This is a genomic window from Vibrio sp. MED222 (assembly GCF_000153005.1).
GTDB classification, from domain to species: domain Bacteria; phylum Pseudomonadota; class Gammaproteobacteria; order Enterobacterales; family Vibrionaceae; genus Vibrio; species Vibrio tasmaniensis_A.
Genome location: NZ_CH902607.1, coordinates 511,243 through 531,961, shown reverse-complemented (window position 1 = coordinate 531,961; position 20,719 = coordinate 511,243). Strand labels below are relative to the sequence as shown.

Sequence of the window (20,719 nt, the reverse complement as noted above, 5' to 3'; positions counted from 1 at the left end):
CTCCGCACTTAAGATAAGTTCGGAGGTGTTTTTATTTATGGCCCGTTATTTCAAACAATTACAAGCCATGTCGAACAATTACAAGCGTCTAAAATATGAAAAGCCTAATGCGCTGCCACTGAAATCTTCGGTGGGTTGATGTTGTGCTTCTTAAACTCTTTCATCACACGCAGGGTAATGTCGGTTTCAAACAATTTCTCATACGCGGTGTCCACCACATAAGCCTTACACGTCAACTGTATCGCTAGGTAGTTGTCGGTAATCGTCTGTTTAACCAGAACCGTTACAGGCTTTGGCAAGTGTATGTAACGACTTGAAGACGCGGCTTCTTGAATCAGGTCGCGGGCTAGGGTGATGTCTTCATTCATACCGACGTAAAACGGAATCACCACTTGCATGTCCAATGCGCCATAGTTACCACTGGTGGTCACTTCATTTAAGAACTTGTTGTTCGGAATAGTAATGATGTCATCGTTCAGGGTTCTCATTCGTACCGAACGTAAACCAATGGTGATGATGTCGCCGTAGTTGCCTTCGAACGTGACGCGGTCACCAACCTGAAACGGTCTGTCAATCATCACAGTGATGCCGGCGATAAACGATGCTGCCAAGTCTTTAAGCGCAAAGCCGACCGACACGGCGAGCGTACCACCAATCAAAGCTAAGATTTGGTCGTTGATTCTAAAGCTCATCATGAACACGATAAGACCGGTGCTCACGTAGATAAAGAACTGAGTAAACGATTGCAGCTTTTGTAGCAGCATTCGATATTGCACGAACTGACTACCAAAACTGGTCACTAACGAATTGATGAACTTAAGCAACAACCACATTGCGGCAATAACGATCATGGAGAAGAACACGCCGCTCCATCGCACCAAGCTCGCTATCTTAGAGATGTTTTCTACGTTAGCTAACTCTTCCGTCGCAAAGGTCGGGAAACTGACAGCACTTGCCAAGCCAACAAATAGTAGGATAAATAACTTCTTCATTTTACTTCACCAGTAGATGTTGACGATCAAGAACGTTAGTAATGTGGCGGAACCAGTGCTCGGAAATTCGAGCCTTTTCTTCATGCCAACCAATATAACCACGGCTTTCAAAGTAACGCAGAATCCCCGTTATCTCTGCCGTGCTCAGCTGTGTACATTCAGACAACACTTCTGGAGAAGCGATTTCCAGTTGTACAATAGAACGAAGTACAGCCAACATAGGTTTAGGCATATTCTCTAGTTCCTGCGCTTCAGGGACATGGAATAAACGTACTACCGCTTGATCTGTCTCTTTATTTCGGTTCAAAGAGAGTCGGAAGAAACGCAGCGCAACGGTAGGGTTGCCATCAGAGTAGTGCCACAAAATTCGATAGAAACCTTGGCGTGCACGTTCTTCTTCACTCATGTCATCTTGGTCCCATTGCTTAGGGACCACTAAGCCATCAAAAGACAACGGCTTCTCAAGCTCCGTATTGATACGGCTATTTAGAAGTTCACCCACTTGTTTCTCTGTCCAACGCGGAAGGAAGCACACCAAATCAAACAGCAGACGCTCACCACGCGCTCTATCCACAAATCGCCAACTTGATTTGGCGATCGATATCACGACACGGTGGTTCTTTTTAGAACGACGCAGAAGGTTGGTCAAACGAATCAAATCAGACAGACCGCCAACCATTGGTTTCACCAGTCGTTGAGCGTTATCTATCGCGATAAGGTAAGTGGTATTGCTCTTACGAAGGTGCGCTAATATTTGAATTTCAGTCGCTTCTTCTTCCAAGCCGATGCTCACGGCTAGATGTGCCAACAGCTCTTGGTAACCCGCGTAAGGGCAGCTTACATATACGGGCTCAGCGTTAGATACTTTGTGCAGCAAAGTATAAAGCAGCGTTGTCGCGCCCACACCACGCTCGCCTGAAACAATACAGATAGCCGGGCTGTCTGACATCAAGTAGCGAGACAGTTGCTTAACCTCGTCACCGGCATAGTCAATTAACGTGCTGTCTATATTACCCGGCAGAATGTATTCATACGTTTGATCGCCTTTGATTCGAACCAAGTTTTGCTGATTCTTATCGAGATCTGACTGCTTAGCTACTTCGATTCTAAACAGATACGCTAAAGCTTGGCTAAACAGCGTGTAGTTAGACAGAAGGGCCATAATTCGGTGTTGGAAGTTGTAAACGCTCAGCCACACGATACCAATGGCTGTCGCCAATATATTAAGTATGAACGTACCCTTACGGTTTACCGCCCAACTCACCCATACCGGACGTTCAGAAATGTGTTGAAGTGTATCGAAGACCTTCGCCCTCCATAACCTGAGCACTGAAACCGTAACCAATACAAACCAGAAAAACAGAGCACTATATATCCAACTATAAATCGTGCCTTTGCCTAGCGTAATACTTGATATTTGCAGAATCACACCCGCTACGATGAAGCTCCACACGTAACGGCGGATAGTCGATAGGCGCAGCGCGATCACTTCTTGATTGGATGTACGACCCAAACGGTAGGCAAATTCCAAAATAAAGCTGATGGCAATCGAACCACCTAGAATCCACCACGTGAAGATCTCCAGGAAAATCAAATGTTGCAGACTAGGGATACTAGAAAGCACTCTCAATGACAATGTGATGGCAATTAGCCAAGCAATCGCAATTTCAGCGCGGCTGATGTACCAAATGACACGAACCAAGAAAGGAGGATTCGTTTTCGCTTCAAGAAAGTTAATTCGAAACAACTCAATTAAGCGAGTGCTGTTAGCAAGCCACCACACTAAACCGAAATAGATGAACAACACTTTTAACGACGCACCAATCACAGGTACGGGCGAAATAAAGATATCGTTAACTAACGCCTTGAAGCTTCGGATTTGGAAGTATGCAAGATACTCAATATTGAGCTTAGTTAATTCCCATTCTTGCTTAAACTGGGTAACACCATAAGGGCCAAAACCGGTTAAGCGCTCTTTGTTCGCAGAGCTCGTCTGTTCCAGAAGATGTTGTTTACTGACGTTTAAGCTATTCAAAGTGACGTAACTGGTTTGAACCTCAAACCATTGAGCGACGTCGTTGTTATCTCTATAAGCTTTTATCTGTTGCTCGAAGATTTTGATTTCCTGCTTTTGAACTCGCAGAACTTCAGCTAACAAGATATTGACTTGGCGTCGGTCCGACGACTCCATAAAGAGGGGATCGGGTAACGAATCAATTCGAGCATCGAGGTCAACAGCAGAATCGGATACCTGCGGCTGAGATTGTAAGTCATATTCCAAGTTGGCATGACTAGGCCATGAGAGAATGGCTAAAGTGAGGAGTAAGAAGCGCGATAGTGAACGCATAAAAGTCTCTTAGAATTATGAGGTTAGGATTACTATAGTTAGATAATCTTACTTTGTGAAATCCAACCCCGTATCGGGGGCGAGTACTTTATTCCTGTTTCGATCGATTTTGTCATGAAATTGTCAGGGATTAGGCTAGTATTTGAGCATATTGGCTATGTCTGTGCGTGCTTTGATCGGGTTGGTTTTACTGTAACTAATCAGCATACGATATATTCAATGGTCGGCATGATTTGGGACGTTATATCTCTCCCATTTTAGGGCGCCGTTTGATATTTTGTTTTCCCTGAAAATCAGCGGCTTTTCGTCGATAAATAGAAAATCAAAAGTGTGAGTCAGCTCAAACTATGATTTGGTTGGGTTATCACTCACTTAATAGCGGGTAATTGCAATCAAGACTTGCAGTTAAAGCCCCGAACAAGTAACGTTGCGGCGTTTTTCACATTAAAAAGGTAACGGCATTGATCTCCACAGCAAATATCACCCAACAATTCGGCGCTAAGCCACTTTTCGAAAATATTTCAGTTAAGTTCGGCGAAGGCAACCGCTACGGTTTAATCGGCGCGAATGGCTGTGGTAAATCGACGTTCATGAAGATCCTATCTGGTGAACTTGAGCCAAGTGCTGGTAACGTAAGCTACGATCCAAACGAGCGCGTAGCTAAACTAAACCAAGACCAATTTGCTTACGAAGAATTCACGGTAATCGACACGGTTATCATGGGTCACAAAGAGCTTTGGGCTATTAAGCAAGAGCGTGACCGCATTTACTCTTTGCCTGAAATGAGCGAAGAAGACGGCATGAAGGTAGCTGATCTTGAAGTTCAGTTCGCTGAAATGGACGGTTACATGGCAGAAGCGAAAGCGGGTGAGCTTCTTCTTGCGGTAGGTATTGAAGAATCTATGCACTTCGGTCTAATGAGCGAAGTAGCACCAGGTTGGAAACTTCGTGTTCTATTGTCTCAAGTACTGTTTGCAGACCCGCATATCATGCTTCTTGACGAACCAACGAACAACCTGGACATGGACACCATCAAGTGGTTGGAAGATACGCTAAACCAACGTAACTGCACAATGATCATCATTTCGCACGACCGTCACTTCCTAAACTCTGTTTGTACACACATGGCTGACCTTGATTACGGCGAACTTCGTCTATTCCCAGGTAACTACGATGAGTACATGACGGCTGCGACTCAAGCTCGTGAACGTCTACTGTCTGACAACGCTAAGAAGAAAGCACAAATTGCTGAACTTCAAACGTTCGTATCTCGTTTCTCTGCTAACGCATCTAAAGCGAAGCAAGCAACGTCTCGTGCTAAGCAGATCGATAAGATCCAACTAGACGAAGTTAAAGCGTCTAGCCGTCAAAACCCATTCATCCGTTTCGAACAGTCTAAAGAGCTATTCCGTAACGCACTTGTGGTTGAAAACCTATCTCAAGGTTTTGAAGAAGACCTATACAACAAGTTCGACGGTATTTTCGAAGTAGGTGAGCGTGTTGCTATCATTGGTGAAAACGGTGTGGGTAAAACAACACTACTTAACACACTAGCTGGCGCTCTTGAGCCACGTACTGGTGAGTACAAGTGGTCTGAAAACTCAAACATCGGTTACTACGCTCAAGATCACGCACACGATTTCGAGACAGACATGAACTTGTTTGATTGGATGAGCCAATGGCGCCAAGAAGGCGAAGACGAGCAGGTTGTTCGTGGTTTCCTAGGTCGAATGTTGTTTGGTCAAGACGACATTAAGAAATCTGTAAAGGTTATCTCTGGTGGTGAACAAGGTCGTATGCTTCTTGGTAAGATCATGATGCACAAGCCAAACATCCTGCTTATGGATGAACCAACGAACCACATGGATATGGAATCTATCGAAGCGCTTAACTTGGCTCTTGAGAACTACAAAGGCACATTGTTCTTCGTATCTCACGACCGTGTGTTCGTAGACTCGCTTGCAACTCGTATCCTTGAAATCAAAGATGGCAAGATCAACGATTTCCGCGGTACTTACGCTGAGTTCTTGAAAGCACGCGGCTAAGCTTTAAGTTAGCCTTAGTTTTCAACTCAATGCGTTGGAAATTCAGGCATAAGCTATAAACCGAAAATTAAAAATTAAAAACGCCGTCATACTGAAAAGCATGACGGCGTTTTTGTATCTTGTATCTAGCTAAGTTTCTATGTATCTATCCTTGAAGGGTCACTAACTCTTTACATCAGAACTTTACAATTAGAAGCGGTTAGTGAATCTCCAATCGAACCTACGCTTTTTTCCGACTGCTGATTATTCACCTTTCACATCAAATTCAATCTTCTCTGCGCCAGTGAACACTTGGAAACGCAGGCCTTTAGCGCGAGCAATGGTCGTGATACCAAATTGCTGAGCCAAGTCTAAACCCATTTGCGTTACGCCTGAACGTGATAACAGAACAGGAATACCCATCTGCGCCACTTTGATGACCATTTCAGAAGTCAGGCGGCCAGTAGTGTAAAAAATCTTATCTTCACCAGACTCTTTGTTAAGCCACATCTCACCAGCCAACGTATCTACCGCATTGTGACGGCCAACATCTTCAACAAACGATAGAACCTTGTCGTCTTTGCAAACAGCGCAACCATGTACCGCGCCAGCTTTCTTGTACGTGTCGTTGTAATGAGTCAGTGCTTCTAAAGCCGTGTAAATTTCAGATTGCTTAATTTTGGTCTGAGGCACTTGGTAATCTTCCAACTGCTTCATCACGTTACCAAACATGGTGCCCTGACCACAGCCAGAGGTCACCGTCTTCTTCTTAAGCGCTTGCTCAAGCTGGCTCGTATCTTCATTGGTAATGACCGCTGCAGAGCTGGTTTCCCAATCGATGATGATAGATTCAACTGCTTCAGGGTCAGAAAGGAAGCTTTGGTTCTTCAAATAACCCAAGACTAAAGATTCAGGACGCGAGCCGAGCGTCATCAGAGTTACGATCTCTTTCCAGTTCAACATGACGGTAAGAGGGCGTTCACAAGCGATCTGTTTGGTTAGCTTCTCACCATATTCATCAAACACTTCAACTTCGATTGTTTGAAGTGGGTTTTCACTAGTTTTTATTATGTTTGGTTTTACCACAGTCACGTCCTACTTAATGAGATAGCGATTTAAAGAGATAAGAAGTTAACAAGAGGGTCTAACGCCGATCTTGTTCATCGATTCTTTAACTCATGCTTAAAGCAAATCTTATTCCAAAATAACGGGTATTCAGGAAAACATGAAGCATTTGATTAAAATAGCGCAAAATATGGGAGTTCACCGAGTGGAGTTGTCTGAAATAACCAGTATCGACTAACGTTAAGTGACAACTTGATGACGAACATTGTAGATGCGCTATTGAAGTTAACCTGTATTGGCGTGTTTATTGCTTTATAGCGCTTATAGGATTGAGCTAAGTACAAAATGTCCTAAGCACATTCAGGCCAAAGAAAATCAATTGGGTGAAGTATGTCTGAGATAAAAGAATTCAAAGAACAATACGAAAAAACAGAAGCAGCTTGGCCAATAGGTGTCCAAAGAATAGAGAAAGAGATCAAAACAGGTATCTGGGTAACCACTCAATGGGAATTGAAGGGGTTTGAATTGTCACCAGAAGATGACGCCCCAGACGTTTGTTTACTTCAATTACATAAAGATGAACGTACAGACTATCGATTCAACCTAAGCTCTCAGCAACCTAAGCTTTTCTTAGTAATGGATAATGTCGATTCTGATGTTAAGCCCGTCATTCAGTTACTTACTGCCTCACAAACCGTTGCAGGGCAATACATGGACGGTGACAACCAAGTACTTTCCTACGACATTCCTTTGCCCGTACAGGCTTGGATGGAAGCATTCATCGGTCGTCATGGCGAGTTATTAGAAACAAGACGTAAGAAACGCAAAGGCGCGGGAAGATCAAATGGCAACTAACTTCTTTAGCCGTTGGTCTCAACGAAAGCTTGATGAATCCACTGACGAACCTTTGGAAGTAGAGCAAACATTGGAAGTACCAGCACTCACTCCCTCTGATTCTTCAGCTTCTGAGATTTCGCCTGCTGATCTTTCGTCTGAAATGGAAGCAGCAGCGCCTCAGTCTTTAGAGAGTGAAACTATAGAAATCAATGAAGAAGTTCATGTTGCTGACGTTCAAGATCCCGCACCAGAAGCCACTGAAGATTTGTCTGTTGCCCAATTATTGGTATCAGAAGCCTCTGAAAGCGTAAAAAAAGCCGCATTGCGTAAACTATTCCTCTCAGAAGAGTTCAACGTTCGTGATGGTTTAGATGATTACGACGACGATTACAGCAATTTGAAGTCTCTGTCTGAAGGAGTTGCAGAAACTCTTCGCGATTGGGTAAAAGACAAGACAGAAGAAGACACAGTAAACGAACCTGAACAAGTCGCTGATAATGAAGAAGAAACTTTGATTGATGAGGTTGATGACTCTATTAATGAAGCTGAAGAGACCGAGTCAGAACTCAGTGAAAGTGACGAAATTGCGGGTGAAGAAAAAGGACTGTATAAAAACACAGTGACTAATAATAAAGCTACAATGTCAGACGAAGCTGACCTGACAGAGATGGGACAAAATATACCACACAAATAATAGGTACATTTTGACTAAACACTCAATGAACCGCTTGCGACAAAATGTCCCAAGCGGTTTTTTTATACGTACAATAAACGCCACAAAGCATTAAAGCACTGATATATAAGAATTATTAAATTGGCATGGCATTTGCTAAATAACGTTCATTATCAACTTTTTTGTAGATAGACGAGTTCAGGGTCTAACGAATGGCACACTAGCTAAAGAGTTAGTTGTTAACGGATTACTCAGCAAGTTCTCTATCGCTTACTACAATGAAGGTTGAACAGATTATCCATGTCCATAGATGGAACTGAGCAATGCTTAAACAATTATTAGAACAAGCAACTTCAAATAACGCTAAAGCAAGACTGTATGCATTTGAAAATACAGTAGAGTTAACAAATCTGATTCCACCTACTGTTAGCTACGAAAGCGGCGGTAATACACTTGTTATTGGTCCAACTGCGATCATTGAAAGTGCTGCGGCGCAATTACCTCAATTAACGAGCTTAACCTTGTTGTCAACAGACGGCGAAAAGGGCACAAACCCAGAACTGTACTTCGCGAATTCGGTTCAAGTATCGGGTTTCCTCGGCACGTTTGAAGTCGTGATTGAGAGTAAAGGCACATCAAGCAACCTAGCGAAAGTCGCCATTAATCACGATTGTTTCGATGTTGTTCTAGACCTATGTCTGAACAGCTGCATGACAGAAGAAGTACCTGTTCCTGGTTATTACCCAGTAGGGCGAGGCTATCCAAAACTGGCGGAAGCACTGGAAGAGATTCCAACGCTAATGGGTACTTTTGATAAGCCTAAGTTTTTCCGTCTAGACACTGACCTTTGTGCACACAGTTCTCGTGGCGTAAAAGGCTGTGAGCGTTGTGTTGATGCTTGTCCTGCTGGCGCACTATCAAGTGAAGGCTCAGATAAGACAGGTCACAAGATCGAGATTAACCCTTACCTATGTCAGGGCGTTGGGACTTGTGCAACAAGCTGTCCTACAGAAGCGATTACCTATGCGCTTCCAAATCCTGACGATACGCAAAAGTTCATTGAACGTACGCTAGCCAATTATGAACATGCGGGCGGTCTGGATCCAATCGTACTTATCTGTAGCTCACGTCATGAAACTTACAACGTGATGGCTCTTAAAGCGCTACCAGATAACGTGATTCCAATCGTTGTTGAAGAATTGCCTTCTATTGGTATTGATACTTGGTTTGCAGCGTTAGTGAATGGCGCAACTCAGGTTCTGTTTGCTGCTTCTCGCTTTATGCCAGAAACCATCATTCGTGTCCTAAATAACGAAGTAGGGATCGCTCAAGAGTTACTAGACCAAATCGGTGTTCCAAAAGAAACCATCGATATCCTGTATTTAGAATCTCTACGTGAAGGGCCTCCAACACTGTGTGTTGATTCGTTCGATCTTGCACTTGGCGATCTTCAAGGCAATAAACGTCAACGCCTATTCACAGCACTTGATGCGATGTCTTCATCTCGTATTCCTGTTGAAAACATTGTAGAGCTCCCTTCGAATGCGCCATACGGCACGGTTTCTTGTGAAAGCAAAGATTGTACTTTGTGTATGAGCTGTGTGGCTGTGTGTCCAACACGTGCGCTGCATACCGATGGTGCCTCTCCATCACTTAAGTTTGTAGAGCAAGACTGTATTCAATGTGGTCTGTGTGAAAAGGCATGTCCTGAGAATGTTCTTACTCTGACTCCTCGTATGAATTGGGTGAAAGAAGAACGTCAGAAGGCTGTTGTGATTCATGAAGAGAAAGCAGCGGAATGTTTACGTTGCCATAAGCCATTCGCTCCACAGTCTATGATTGACATGTTACAGAACAAGTTACGCGGTCACTCTCATTTTTCAGATGAAACTGCGATTAATCGTATTGCGATGTGTGAAGACTGTCGTGTGGTGGACATGTTCGATTCAATGGCTCAAGACCCATTGAAACAATTGAAATACTAGGAGTTGGCCTTGGATACTAATTTGGATCAGGCACAAGAGCCTGAGCTCGTAAAAGAATTAAAGCAAGAACAGACACTAAGAACTGAAATCTATCTGGTTCTTTCTGCATTGTTTCGTAGCGCACCTTCTGAAGAGGTGATCAACTTTCTCAAGACGCTAGACATTGAAGCGTCTGAGAGTGCGATGCAAAAGGCTTGGATTGCGATTCAACAAGCCGCAACCGAATCAAACCGCGAAGCACTAGAAGATGAATATCAGAATCTTTTCATTGGCATTGGCCGCGGAGAGATTGTTCCATTTGGCTCTTGGCATAGAACTGGCGCCATGATGGAAAAACCCTTAGCAGAGATTCGTCATGACCTAGAGCTTTTAGGCATTGAACGTGATGATCAAGTGAAAGAACCAGAAGATCATATTGCTGCATTGTGTGAAGTAATGGCGATGCTAACCAATGAAGAAGACGCGCTTCAACAAGCCGTTTTCAATAAGCATCTTGGTCCTTGGTTTAACTCTTTTACGCGTCAGCTTGAAAGTGCAGAAAGTGCGAACTTCTACAAATCAGCAGCACAGCTGTGTGAAGCATTCCTAACGTTAGAGCAAGTGCGTTTTAGCGTTAATACAAAAAGCAGTAAACATAAATTAAAGATTGATGTGAAAAACGTCACTGATTACGAGTAATCGAGCAGTACGCGATTATATCGATAGAGGGGCATTAAGCCTCCAAAAAGATCTACCGCAAGGTAAGGAAGCAATGATGAAAGATAATAAAGAAATAAACACAAGCCGTAGGGACTTACTCAAAGGCTTAACGACTGCAGCCGTTGCTGGTGCCGTTGTCGCTGGTACAACGAAAGTGGCAACTGCTTCAGAAACGGTTGAAATGCCGAAAGAAGACATGAAGAAGACGGGCTATCGTGAAACGCAACACATTCGCGATTACTACGACACACTTTAGGAGATAACGGATGAAACTTGTCAAACGCTCCGATAGTGTGAGCAAAGAAACCAATCAACTGGGTGTGTCTCGACGTGCCTTCATGAAAAACACCTCATTAGCAGCTGGTGGCGCGGTAGTAGGCGCAAGTCTATTCGCTCCAGGCATGATGAAAAAGGCGCAAGCTAAATCAGTCGACCCAGAAGCGAAAACAGAAGTGAAACGCACTATCTGTTCTCACTGTTCTGTGGGTTGTGGTATCTACGCTGAAGTTCAAAATGGCGTATGGACAGGTCAAGAACCTGCATTCGATCACCCATTTAATGCTGGTGGACACTGCGCGAAAGGTGCAGCACTGCGTGAGCACGGCCACGGTGAACGTCGTCTTAAGTACCCAATGAAATTGGAAGGCGGTAAGTGGAAGAAGCTTTCTTGGGAACAAGCGATTGAAGAGATCGGTAACAAGGCGCTAGAACTTCGTAAAGAGTCTGGCCCTGATTCGGTTTACTTCCTAGGTAGTGCAAAACACAGTAACGAGCAAGCTTATGCATTCCGTAAGATGGCGTCTTTGTGGGGAACAAACAACGTTGACCACCAAGCACGTATTTGTCACTCAACCACAGTAGCCGGTGTTGCGAACACTTGGGGTTACGGTGCAATGACAAACTCGTTCAATGACATGCACAACTGTAAATCAATGCTGTTCATTGGTTCAAACCCTGCAGAAGCTCACCCAGTAGCAATGCAGCACATCCTAATCGCGAAAGAGAAGAACAACTGTAAGATCGTTGTTGCGGACCCTCGTCGTACGCGTACGGCTGCGAAATCTGATCACTATGTTTCTCTACGCCCGGGATCAGACGTTGCGTTTATCTGGGGTGTGCTATGGCATGTCTTTGCTAATAAATGGGAAGACAAAGAATTCATCCGCCAACGTGTATTTGGCATGGACGAGATCCGTGAAGAAGTCGCGAAGTGGAGCCCAGCAGAAGTTGAACGCGTGACAGGCGTAAGCGAAGAAGACGTTTACCACACAGCAAAACTGCTTTCTGAGAACCGTCCAGGTTGTATTGTTTGGTGTATGGGTGGTACTCAACACACGACGGGTAACAACAATACACGAGCTTACTGTGTACTTGAGCTCGCACTAGGTAACATCGGTAAATCAGGCGGCGGTGCAAACATCTTCCGTGGTCACGATAATGTACAAGGCGCAACTGACCTTGGCGTACTGTCTGACACACTTCCAGGTTACTACGGCTTGTCTGAAGGTTCTTGGCGCCACTGGTCTAAAGTTTGGGACATCGACTTTGACTGGGTGAAAGGACGTTTCGACGACAACGCATACGGCGGTCAAAAACCAATGAACAGTGCAGGTATTCCTGTATCTCGTTGGGTTGATGGCGTACTTGAAGACAAAGACAAGATCCGTCAGCGCGAAAACATCCGCGCGATGTTCTACTGGGGTCACGCGGTGAACTCTCAGACTCGTGGTCCAGAGATGAAGAAGGCGATGCAGAAGCTGGATATGATGGTTATCGTTGACCCATATCCAACAGTTGCAGCAGTAATGAACGATCGCACAGATGGCGTTTACTTGCTTCCAGCAACCACTCAATTTGAAACCTACGGCAGTGTAACGGCATCAAACCGTTCTCTACAGTGGCGCGACAAGGTTGTTGATCCTCTGTTCGAATCTAAGCCTGATCACGAAATCATGTACCTTCTTTCTAAGAAGCTTGGTTTCTCTGATCAACTATTCAAAAACATCCGTGTTGAGAACAACCAACCATTGATTGAAGACATCACTCGTGAATTCAACAAAGGTATGTGGACGATCGGCTATACAGGTCAAAGCCCAGAACGTTTGAAAGAACACCAACAAAACTGGCACACGTTCCACAAAACAACGCTTGCTGCAGAAGGCGGCCCAGCGAATGGCGAGACTTACGGTCTTCCTTGGCCATGCTGGGGCAACCCAGAGATGAAACACCCAGGTACGCATATCCTTTACGATACGTCTAAACCGGTTGCTGAGGGCGGCGGTAACTTCCGTACTCGTTTCGGCGTCGAATTTGAAGGTCAAAGTCTATTGGCTGAAGACAGCTACTCAAAAGGCAGCGAAATCAAAGACGGTTACCCAGAATTCAGTGACAAACTGCTGAAACAACTGGGTTGGTGGGACGATCTAACCGCAGAAGAGAAAGCTTCAGCGGAAGGTAAGAACTGGAAGACTGACGTTTCTGGTGGTATCCAGCGTGTGGCTATCAAACACGGTTGTATCCCGTTTGGTAATGCGAAAGCGCGTGCGATTGTTTGGACATTCCCAGACCGCGTACCACTGCACCGTGAACCACTTTACACGCCACGTCGTGATCTTGTTGCAGACTACCCAACATGGGATGACAAGGAAGCAATCTTCCGTGTTCCTACGTTGTACAAATCAATTCAAGACCAAGACAAGTCTGCTGAATACCCAATCATTCTGACTTCTGGTCGTCTGGTTGAGTACGAAGGTGGTGGTGAAGAAACCCGTTCTAACCCTTGGCTAGCGGAACTACAACAAGAGATGTTTGTTGAAGTGAACCCGAAAGACGCAAACGACATTGGCTTTAAAGATGGTGATGATGTTTGGGTTGAAGGTGCTGAGAAAGGCCGCATCAAGGTGAAAGCGATGGTTACTCGTCGTGTTAAACCGGGTTTAGCGTTCTTGCCGTTCCACTTCGGTGGTAAGTTTGAAGGTGAAGACTTACGTTCTAAATACCCAGAAGGCTCTGATCCTTACGTTATTGGCGAAGCTGCCAATACAGCAACCACATATGGTTACGACCCTGTCACGTTGATGCAGGAAACGAAAGTAACCCTTTGTAATATTCGTAAAGCGTAAGGAGTCTTAAAATGGCTAGAATGAAATTTCTTTGTGACACCAAACGTTGTATCGAATGTAACGGTTGTGTCACTGCATGTAAGAATGAAAATGATGATGCTCTGGAATGGGGTATTCAACGTCGCCGCGTTGTCACATTGAACGATGGCGAACCGGGTGAAAACTCTATCTCAGTCGCATGTATGCACTGTACTGATGCCCCTTGTATGGCAGTTTGCCCAGCAGACTGTTTTGAACATACAGAAGACGGCATCGTACTTCACAATAAAGATCTGTGTATCGGTTGTGGTTACTGCTTGTTTGCTTGTCCGTTTGGCGCACCTCAATTTCCTAAACAGGAAGCCTTTGGTGAGCGCGGTAAAATGGACAAATGTACCTTCTGTGCTGGCGGTCCAGAAACAGAGCCAGGTTCTGTGGAAGAACGTCAGAAGTACGGTGCGAACCGTATTGCTGAAGGCAAGCTACCAATGTGTGCTTCTTTATGTTCAACCAAAGCACTGCTAGCGGGTGATGCAGAGAAAGTCTCTGATGTATTCCGTCAGCGTGTTGTTGAGCGTGGTGCGAAGGGTGCAGGCTGGACAGACGGCAATGACCTTTCTTACGATGCGATGAAGAGCTAGTTAGGAGAGACATATGCTTACAATGTTTAAGCGTCTCTTTCTTGTTGTGCTGCCAATGTTGGCAGCACTAACAATGCTGTCTCCTTTGAGTCATGCATCTGAGACAAACTCATCACAAACTCAATCGAGCTCTGCTGAAAGAGAAATCACACAACTTGCTGGCGCTGATTTTTGGCGACAAGTAAGAAACGGTGAAGAAGGTTACACCACATCTCAATCGGCTGAGCACGGTATGTTAATCAGTACGCCCGGGCAAACGTGGTACATATTGAAAGAGAAGTGGATGTCGCCAGCCGGTGCCGTCGCTATCTTTGGCAGTATTGCTTTCGTTACTTTAATGTACGTTGTGATTGGCCCATTAATGCTGAGTGCACCAAGAACGGGCCGTAAGATCAAACGTTGGTCGCGACTGGACCGCGCACTGCACTGGAGCATGGCGTTTACTTTCTTAACGCTCGCGTTCAGTGGTTTGATGTTGGTTTACGGCAAGCACTTTTTGAAGCCGTATATTCCAACTGACCTTTGGGGCTTTATCGTTCTATTGGCGAAGCAATACCACAACTACATCGGCCCGATTTTCTATGTGCTATTGATGGCTGTTCTTATCAAGTGGTGGCGCAAGTCGATCTTCAAAATGGTCGATATTCAGTGGTTCATCAAACTAGGCGGCATGGTAGGGAAACACAAAGGTTCTCATCCATCGGCAGAGTTTTCGAACGCGGGTGAAAAAGCGCTATTTTGGCTGCTTATCATTATGGGTAGTGTCGCAGCGATCAGTGGCTTGGTGTTAGATTTCCCAATCTTTGGCCAAACACGACGTGATATGGAGCTTTCGAACTTAGTTCACATGCTTGCTGCTCTGATCCTTATCTGTGGTTTTGTGTTCCACATCTATATTGGCTTGTTCGGTATGGAAGGCGCACTAGAAGGTATGGTAACAGGCGAAGTCGATGAAACCTGGGCTAAAGAACACCATGACCTTTGGTACAAAGAAGTGATGGAACAAGAGAAAAACGGCGTTGAACAAAGCGCTAACGTAGCAACAGAGAAAATGGAAGGGGTGAATAAGAATGAACAAACCTCATAAGGGTATTTGGGTTGCTTACATCCTAAGCTGCTTTACACCATTTACTTGTCTTCTCTCTGGTGTGATTGCCATTATCTACGCGGGCTATCGTTTAGATAAAGGCGAAGACGGCGAAGTAGTGGATACCCATTACTACGGCTTGATTCGCTCGTTCTTCTTGAACCTGACGTTTTTTGTTGTGCTTATCGTTACGGTAGCGACCTCTAACGGCGTGTTGATCGGTGTGAACGATTACTGGTATCAAAACCATATTATCGATGACATCGCTTACTACATTCCATATGTGGGCATGGTATTTGGTGGTGTGGCGATTGTGGTGTGGTTTATTCGTATGTATCAAGGCATGCAGCGTTTAAGTCAAAACCTACCGCAAAACCCGACAACAGGTCCAAACCTTTAAGCGTTTATATGTAAGCCGTTCGGGTTAACAAACTCGATAATAGCTCCTTTGCGATGAGTTAACTGTAATCAGCGAAAGACCTTAAAAGCCCTGTGATTCATTTCACTGGGCTTTTTGTCGTTTGGGCGCTAGGTAACTGATCTAATGCCTTATATTGACCGCATCAATATGGTGCAATTCCCACAATTGGTGCAATCAGTTATCGAATGTTTTCTCTCTCTGAGAACCAATAAAGTGCACCTAAGAAATTAACCACAAAGAATCAATAACTTAAAACCAAACTCTGTTGCACGTTTTTTGCGTAACCAAGTTGGAACGCATCTTGCGTTTACTGTTGAGTCTTTAATTAATTACGACATCAATTCGCACGGTTCTAGTGCAATTGAGACAAAGCTAAGGGAGAGAGCTTTAATGAGTCAAACGGTTAACCAAGTTCATAGCGCAGTACAGAGCTTGACGCAGAGTTCGGATACTCTGTTTTTATTATTAGGCGCCATCATGGTCTTCTTAATGCACGCAGGCTTTGCATTTTTGGAAGTAGGTACAGTTAGAAAGAAGAACCAAGTTAATGCGTTGGTTAAGATCCTCTCGGACTTTGGAGTCTCCGCCATTGCTTACTTCTTTATCGGTTATTGGGTCGCTTACGGCGCGCACTTTTTTGCCGACGCAGAAACGCTATCGCAAGGGAATGGATACGAGCTAGTTAAGTTTTTCTTCCTAATGACCTTTGCCGCAGCAATCCCTGCGATTGTATCCGGTGGTATTGCAGAACGTGCACGTTTCTATCCAATACTCATCGCAACACTGTTCACCGTAGGCTTTGTTTATCCATTCTTTGAAGGCATCATCTGGAACGGTAATTTTGGTTTCCAAGATTGGCTTGAGGCGCAATTCGGTTATGGCTTCCATGACTTCGCGGGCTCTGTTGTTGTTCATGGTGTTGGCGGCTGGATTGCATTGGTCGCGGTTTACTTCCTTGGCATGCGCAAAGGCCGTGTCCGCGCCGGCAAACACACTAACTTCGCACCATCAAACATCCCATTCTTAGCACTAGGTTCTTGGATCTTATCTGTGGGTTGGTTTGGCTTTAACGTGATGTCAGCTCAAGCTATCAATGGTATCAGCGGTCTCGTGGCAATGAACTCACTCATGGCAATGGTTGGCGGTATTCTTGCGGCTCTGATTGCAGGTAAAAATGACCCAGGCTTCATCCACAATGGTCCTTTAGCTGGTCTCGTCGCTATTTGCGCAGGCTCAGATTTAATGCACCCACTCGGCGCACTGGTAACAGGCGGCGTAGCTGGCGCATTGTTCGTTTACTTGTTTACTTACATGCAAAACAAAACACAGATAGATGATGTGCTAGGTGTGTGGCCTCTGCACGGTGTATGTGGTGCATGGGGTGGCATTACAGCGGGTATCTTCGGTCAGCAAGCATTCTGGGGGCTAGGGGGCGTAAGCTTTACTGCTCAGATGGTAGGTACACTAGCGGGCATTACGGTAGCTTTAATCGGTGCATTGGTTGTCTACGGTGTGTTGAGCAAAGTAACTGGCCTAAGGTTAAGTGAAGAAGATGAGTTTAATGGCGCGGATCTTTCTATCCATAAGATCTCATCAATCAACGAAGACTGATCACGGTTCAATAGATAAACATCAAGCGGCTTCGGCCGCTTTTTTTGTGCCTATTTCATTTCTGAATAGCAGAGATCAAGCGAGTTATGTCACAAATAGCCAATGAATTCAGTTGGCTAAGACTATGGTCTAATCCCTAAAACTATTGTTGGAATTTGAACAGTGCTAAGCTGTTACCAAGTGACATATTGAAAAGGACGTTATATGCATTTCCCATATCGAAATATCGTAATTCTTACTGGCGCCGGTATCTCTGCGGAGTCGGGGATACAAACATTCCGAGCACAAGACGGATTATGGGAAAACCATAAAATCGAGGATGTTGCGACACCTGAAGGTTTTGCAAAAGATCCTGACCTTGTACAAGCGTTTTACAACAAGCGTCGTCATGGATTACAGAGTGAAAGTATCTTTCCAAATTCAGCCCACAAGGCGCTAGGAGAGCTTGAAGATAAGCTCGATGGCAAAGTAACCATCATCACTCAAAACATCGACAATCTGCACGAGAGAGGCGGTAGCAACAACATTATCCACATGCACGGTGAGCTTCTTAAGGCACGTTGTAGTGAGTCAAACCAAGTTCTAGAGCACAAAGACGACATTCATACTGGTGAATTGTGCCATTGTTGCCAGATACCAGCTCAAATGCGCCCTCATATTGTGTGGTTTGGCGAAATGCCATTGAGGATGGGCGACATTTATTCAGCGTTAGAAGAAGCTGATTTGTTCATCTCTATCGGGACATCAGGCGTGGTTTATCCTGCTGCAGGGTTTGTGCATGATGCGAAAATGCATGGAGCACATACGATCGAGATAAACCTCGAACCCAGTGCGGTAGAGAGTGAATTTGAAGAGAAACGTTACGGTAAGGCGAGTATCGAGGTACCTAAGCTAGTCGGTGAGCTACTGCTGTCAGAGAAGGGGTCTCTAACGGCCTGACCATTGTGCCAATAAATTGATTGACCCGCTTAAGGTTGGAACTTGAGAGCTCGTTATCAGCAACATTTATCATTTATCATTTATCAGTGGCAAACTGACATTTATTCAGATGAGGCTCTAGTCATCAGTTTGCCTTGTTGTCTCTATATTCAGGTAATTTGTTTCTAGATTAGGACAAGACGTGCACCAAGAGTTTTGAACAGGTCGTTGAGCTTTTTTCATTTCGTACATCGCCTTATCGGATTCAACCAATGCCTGTTTAAAATTATCTCGGTTGGTCACTTCGATACCGTAAGAAAAACTGATGTTCTCACCATGCAGTAAGTTATTGACTTGGCTGACAAACTCACCACCACGACCGAGTTGAGCCGTTGCAACAAACTCATCACCACCCACTCTAAACACCATTTCATCTTCCAAAGCAGTTTGCCTCAGAGCCTGAGAGAAACGAACAATCATTAAATCTCCAACTTTGTGGCCTTTAAGGTCATTTGTCTCTTTTAGTCCATCTAAGTCGAAGTAAATGAGCTCAAACTCTGCAAGTTTGATCGCGTCAAACTTCTTGCGATTATACAAACCAGTAAGCTCGTCGCGTTTACCTTGGTCTTTGATCTTGCCAGTTAATTCAGTAATACCGTAAGCAATCAATAAAAATGCTATTTGTAGCAACCCGTCTTCCAAGAAGGTATCTATTAGTTCATTTTGGTCAGCCCACTCATCAAGATGTTTAAGCTCGGTTGATACGTCATAAAACAGGTTAAAAATGAGTAATAGAGCGCCGTAGCGAAGAGCTTTGTGGGGACGAATGGCGTGACGCGCAACATAATAGATGTACATAGTGATCACGAGGGTATTTGTTTCGAAAAACAAATCATAATTTGAATCAATATGAATAAATGAACTCAGGCCAAGCATCAACAGTGACGCTAACAGCATAAAAGTCACAACTAACAGGATAGGGTTTGCTTGCATATGTAATCGCACTTCGTATTGTTTGCTTAATCCTATATAAATTTTGAATAAAAATAAAGCGGCTTACGCCGCTTTATTTAACTTACTAGCAACAATTAAACTTTTGCTAACAAATTAGTTGTCTACTTTAAGTTTTTGAAAGTACTCGTCATAAATAACGCTCGCTTCGCCAACTTCGTCTTGCCAAACACCATTATCCATCACTGATTGTGGCGGGAAAACGTTCTTATCTTCAGAAAATTCTTTCGGAAGAAGAGGGTAAGCTGTTTTAACTGGTGTTGGGTAACCGATCTCTAGAGCAATTTTCGCTGCGTTTTCAGGGCGAAGAAGGAAGTCGATCATCTTATGTGCCGCTTCAGTGTTCTTAGCACCTGCTGGAATCGCTAGGCTATCCATCCAGAAGATAGCGCCTTTCTCTGGCCAGATGATGTCAATCGTTGCGCCTTCTTGGCGTGCCATGTAAGCAGAGCCATTCCAAAGCATACCAAGAGACACTTCACCCGCTAGGTAAGGGTTTGCTGGGAAATCTGAGTTAAATACCAATACGTTTGGCATTAGCTTACGAAGTTCTTCGTACGCTTCTTTGATTTCTTCAGGATTAGTCGTGTTTGGAGAGTAACCCAGTTTAGACAGTGCGACATGGAAAACTTCACGAGAGTCATCCATCATCATCAGTTGACCTTCCCACTGTGTATCCCACAGATCGCCCCAGTTTTTAACTGAAGACTTGTCTAGCATATCTGAGTTGATACCAATACCCGTTGCGCCCCAGATGTATGGGATCGAGTAGTTGTTATTTGGGTCAAATGGCTTATCTAAGTAATTTGGATCCAAATCTGCAAAGTGGCTTAGCTTAGTTTTATCAAGCTCTTGAAGCATGCCTTCTTTACGCATCTTAGAAACGAAGTAAGTAGAAGGAACGACCAAGTCGTAACCCGTACCTTGAGTTTTTAACTTAGCGTACATGCTTTCGTTAGACTCATAAGTTGAGTAATAGACTTTAATGCCAGTCTCTTCGGTGAAGTCTTCTAGTACTTCATTTGGAATATATTCAGACCAGTTGTAAAAATACAGTTCTTGGTCAGCTGCGAAAGAGGGTGTAGAAAGTAAAGTAGCAGCACACAATGCGCCGGTATACAGTGTTTTTTTCATTACTGTTCCGTTCATTTGTTTGATTTGGAGCTGGGTAGTGAACCCAAAGTAAATGGATTTCTAAAAATCGCGCTAGATTATAGCAGTGATATAACAAAATAGGCAGCCTAAGCTGCCTATTCATTGATATTCTTATTTTTAACGTGTTGATTACCTAACTCAGGTTGTTAAGT

The 20,719-nt window shown here is 44.3% G+C and carries 17 protein-coding genes; 12 read left to right on the top strand and 5 right to left on the bottom strand.

Annotated features, from left to right (window positions below):
• Window positions 1–104: 104 nt before the first annotated feature.
• Window positions 105–992 (bottom strand): mechanosensitive ion channel family protein, encoded by an 888-nt coding sequence (locus MED222_RS12590; protein ID WP_009846738.1) that lies wholly within the window; start codon window positions 990–992, stop codon window positions 105–107.
• Between the two features lies 1 nt (window position 993).
• Window positions 994–3,339: an ATP-binding protein gene (locus MED222_RS12595; protein ID WP_009846737.1), complete on the bottom strand. Its 2,346-nt coding sequence runs from the start codon at window positions 3,337–3,339 to the stop codon at window positions 994–996.
• 461 nt (window positions 3,340–3,800) lie between these two features.
• On the opposite strand from MED222_RS12595, the gene MED222_RS12600 reads away from it, so the two are divergent.
• Window positions 3,801–5,384: an ABC-F family ATPase gene (locus tag MED222_RS12600; protein WP_009846736.1), complete on the top strand. Its 1,584-nt coding sequence runs from the start codon at window positions 3,801–3,803 to the stop codon at window positions 5,382–5,384.
• Window positions 5,385–5,627: 243 nt separating this feature from the next.
• On the opposite strand, the gene fdhD is transcribed toward MED222_RS12600, so the two are convergent.
• Window positions 5,628–6,449, bottom strand: a complete 822-nt coding sequence (gene fdhD / locus MED222_RS12605; RefSeq protein ID WP_009846735.1) for a formate dehydrogenase accessory sulfurtransferase FdhD — start codon at window positions 6,447–6,449, stop codon at window positions 5,628–5,630.
• Between the two features lie 369 nt (window positions 6,450–6,818).
• Between fdhD and MED222_RS12610 the strand changes: the two genes are divergently transcribed.
• The 11 genes from MED222_RS12610 to cobB all read left to right on the top strand — a co-directional run bounded on the left by MED222_RS12610 (window position 6,819) and on the right by cobB (window position 18,422).
• Window positions 6,819–7,283 (top strand): DUF3305 domain-containing protein, encoded by a 465-nt coding sequence (locus MED222_RS12610; RefSeq protein WP_009846734.1) that lies wholly within the window; start codon window positions 6,819–6,821, stop codon window positions 7,281–7,283.
• Window positions 7,273–7,959 carry a DUF3306 domain-containing protein gene (locus MED222_RS12615; protein ID WP_009846733.1) on the top strand — a complete coding sequence of 229 codons (687 nt, stop codon included), beginning with the start codon at window positions 7,273–7,275 and terminating at the stop codon, window positions 7,957–7,959. Before MED222_RS12610 ends, MED222_RS12615 begins: the two co-directional genes overlap by 11 nt.
• Window positions 7,960–8,261: 302 nt before the next feature.
• Complete coding sequence (locus tag MED222_RS12620; RefSeq protein WP_009846732.1) at window positions 8,262–9,923, top strand: 4Fe-4S dicluster domain-containing protein; 1,662 nt, start codon at window positions 8,262–8,264, stop codon at window positions 9,921–9,923.
• Between the two features lie 9 nt (window positions 9,924–9,932).
• Window positions 9,933–10,601 (top strand): TorD/DmsD family molecular chaperone, encoded by a 669-nt coding sequence (locus MED222_RS12625; RefSeq protein ID WP_009846731.1) that lies wholly within the window; start codon window positions 9,933–9,935, stop codon window positions 10,599–10,601.
• 76 nt (window positions 10,602–10,677) lie between these two features.
• The gene (locus MED222_RS12630) at window positions 10,678–10,878 is read left to right on the top strand and encodes a twin-arginine translocation signal domain-containing protein (RefSeq protein ID WP_004733728.1); all 201 of its coding nucleotides are present in this window, start codon (window positions 10,678–10,680) and stop codon (window positions 10,876–10,878) included.
• Window positions 10,879–10,888: 10 nt separating this feature from the next.
• A complete protein-coding gene (locus MED222_RS12635; protein ID WP_009846730.1) occupies window positions 10,889–13,744 on the top strand; it encodes a formate dehydrogenase subunit alpha in 2,856 nt (951 codons plus the stop codon).
• An 11-nt stretch (window positions 13,745–13,755) separates the two neighbouring features.
• A complete protein-coding gene (fdh3B, locus tag MED222_RS12640; RefSeq protein WP_004733723.1) occupies window positions 13,756–14,364 on the top strand; it encodes a formate dehydrogenase FDH3 subunit beta in 609 nt (202 codons plus the stop codon).
• A gap of 13 nt (window positions 14,365–14,377) precedes the next feature.
• Entirely contained in the window at window positions 14,378–15,451 is a 1,074-nt protein-coding gene (locus MED222_RS12645; protein ID WP_009846729.1) for a formate dehydrogenase subunit gamma, read from the top strand.
• Entirely contained in the window at window positions 15,435–15,851 is a 417-nt protein-coding gene (locus tag MED222_RS12650) for a hypothetical protein (RefSeq protein WP_009846728.1), read from the top strand. The genes MED222_RS12645 and MED222_RS12650 overlap by 17 nt, the downstream gene beginning before the upstream one ends.
• 411 nt (window positions 15,852–16,262) lie before the next feature.
• Window positions 16,263–17,483 carry an ammonium transporter gene (locus tag MED222_RS12655; protein ID WP_009846727.1) on the top strand — a complete coding sequence of 407 codons (1,221 nt, stop codon included), beginning with the start codon at window positions 16,263–16,265 and terminating at the stop codon, window positions 17,481–17,483.
• A 204-nt stretch (window positions 17,484–17,687) separates the two neighbouring features.
• On the top strand, window positions 17,688–18,422 hold the full coding sequence (cobB, locus tag MED222_RS12660) for a Sir2 family NAD+-dependent deacetylase (protein WP_009846726.1): 735 nt from the start codon (window positions 17,688–17,690) through the stop codon (window positions 18,420–18,422).
• A 117-nt stretch (window positions 18,423–18,539) separates the two neighbouring features.
• On the opposite strand, the gene MED222_RS12665 is transcribed toward cobB, so the two are convergent.
• Window positions 18,540–19,406 (bottom strand): GGDEF domain-containing protein, encoded by an 867-nt coding sequence (locus MED222_RS12665; protein ID WP_012603927.1) that lies wholly within the window; start codon window positions 19,404–19,406, stop codon window positions 18,540–18,542.
• A gap of 102 nt (window positions 19,407–19,508) precedes the next feature.
• Window positions 19,509–20,546, bottom strand: coding sequence for an extracellular solute-binding protein (locus MED222_RS12670; protein ID WP_009846724.1), 1,038 nt, complete (start codon window positions 20,544–20,546; stop codon window positions 19,509–19,511).
• Window positions 20,547–20,719: the final 173 nt, after the last annotated feature.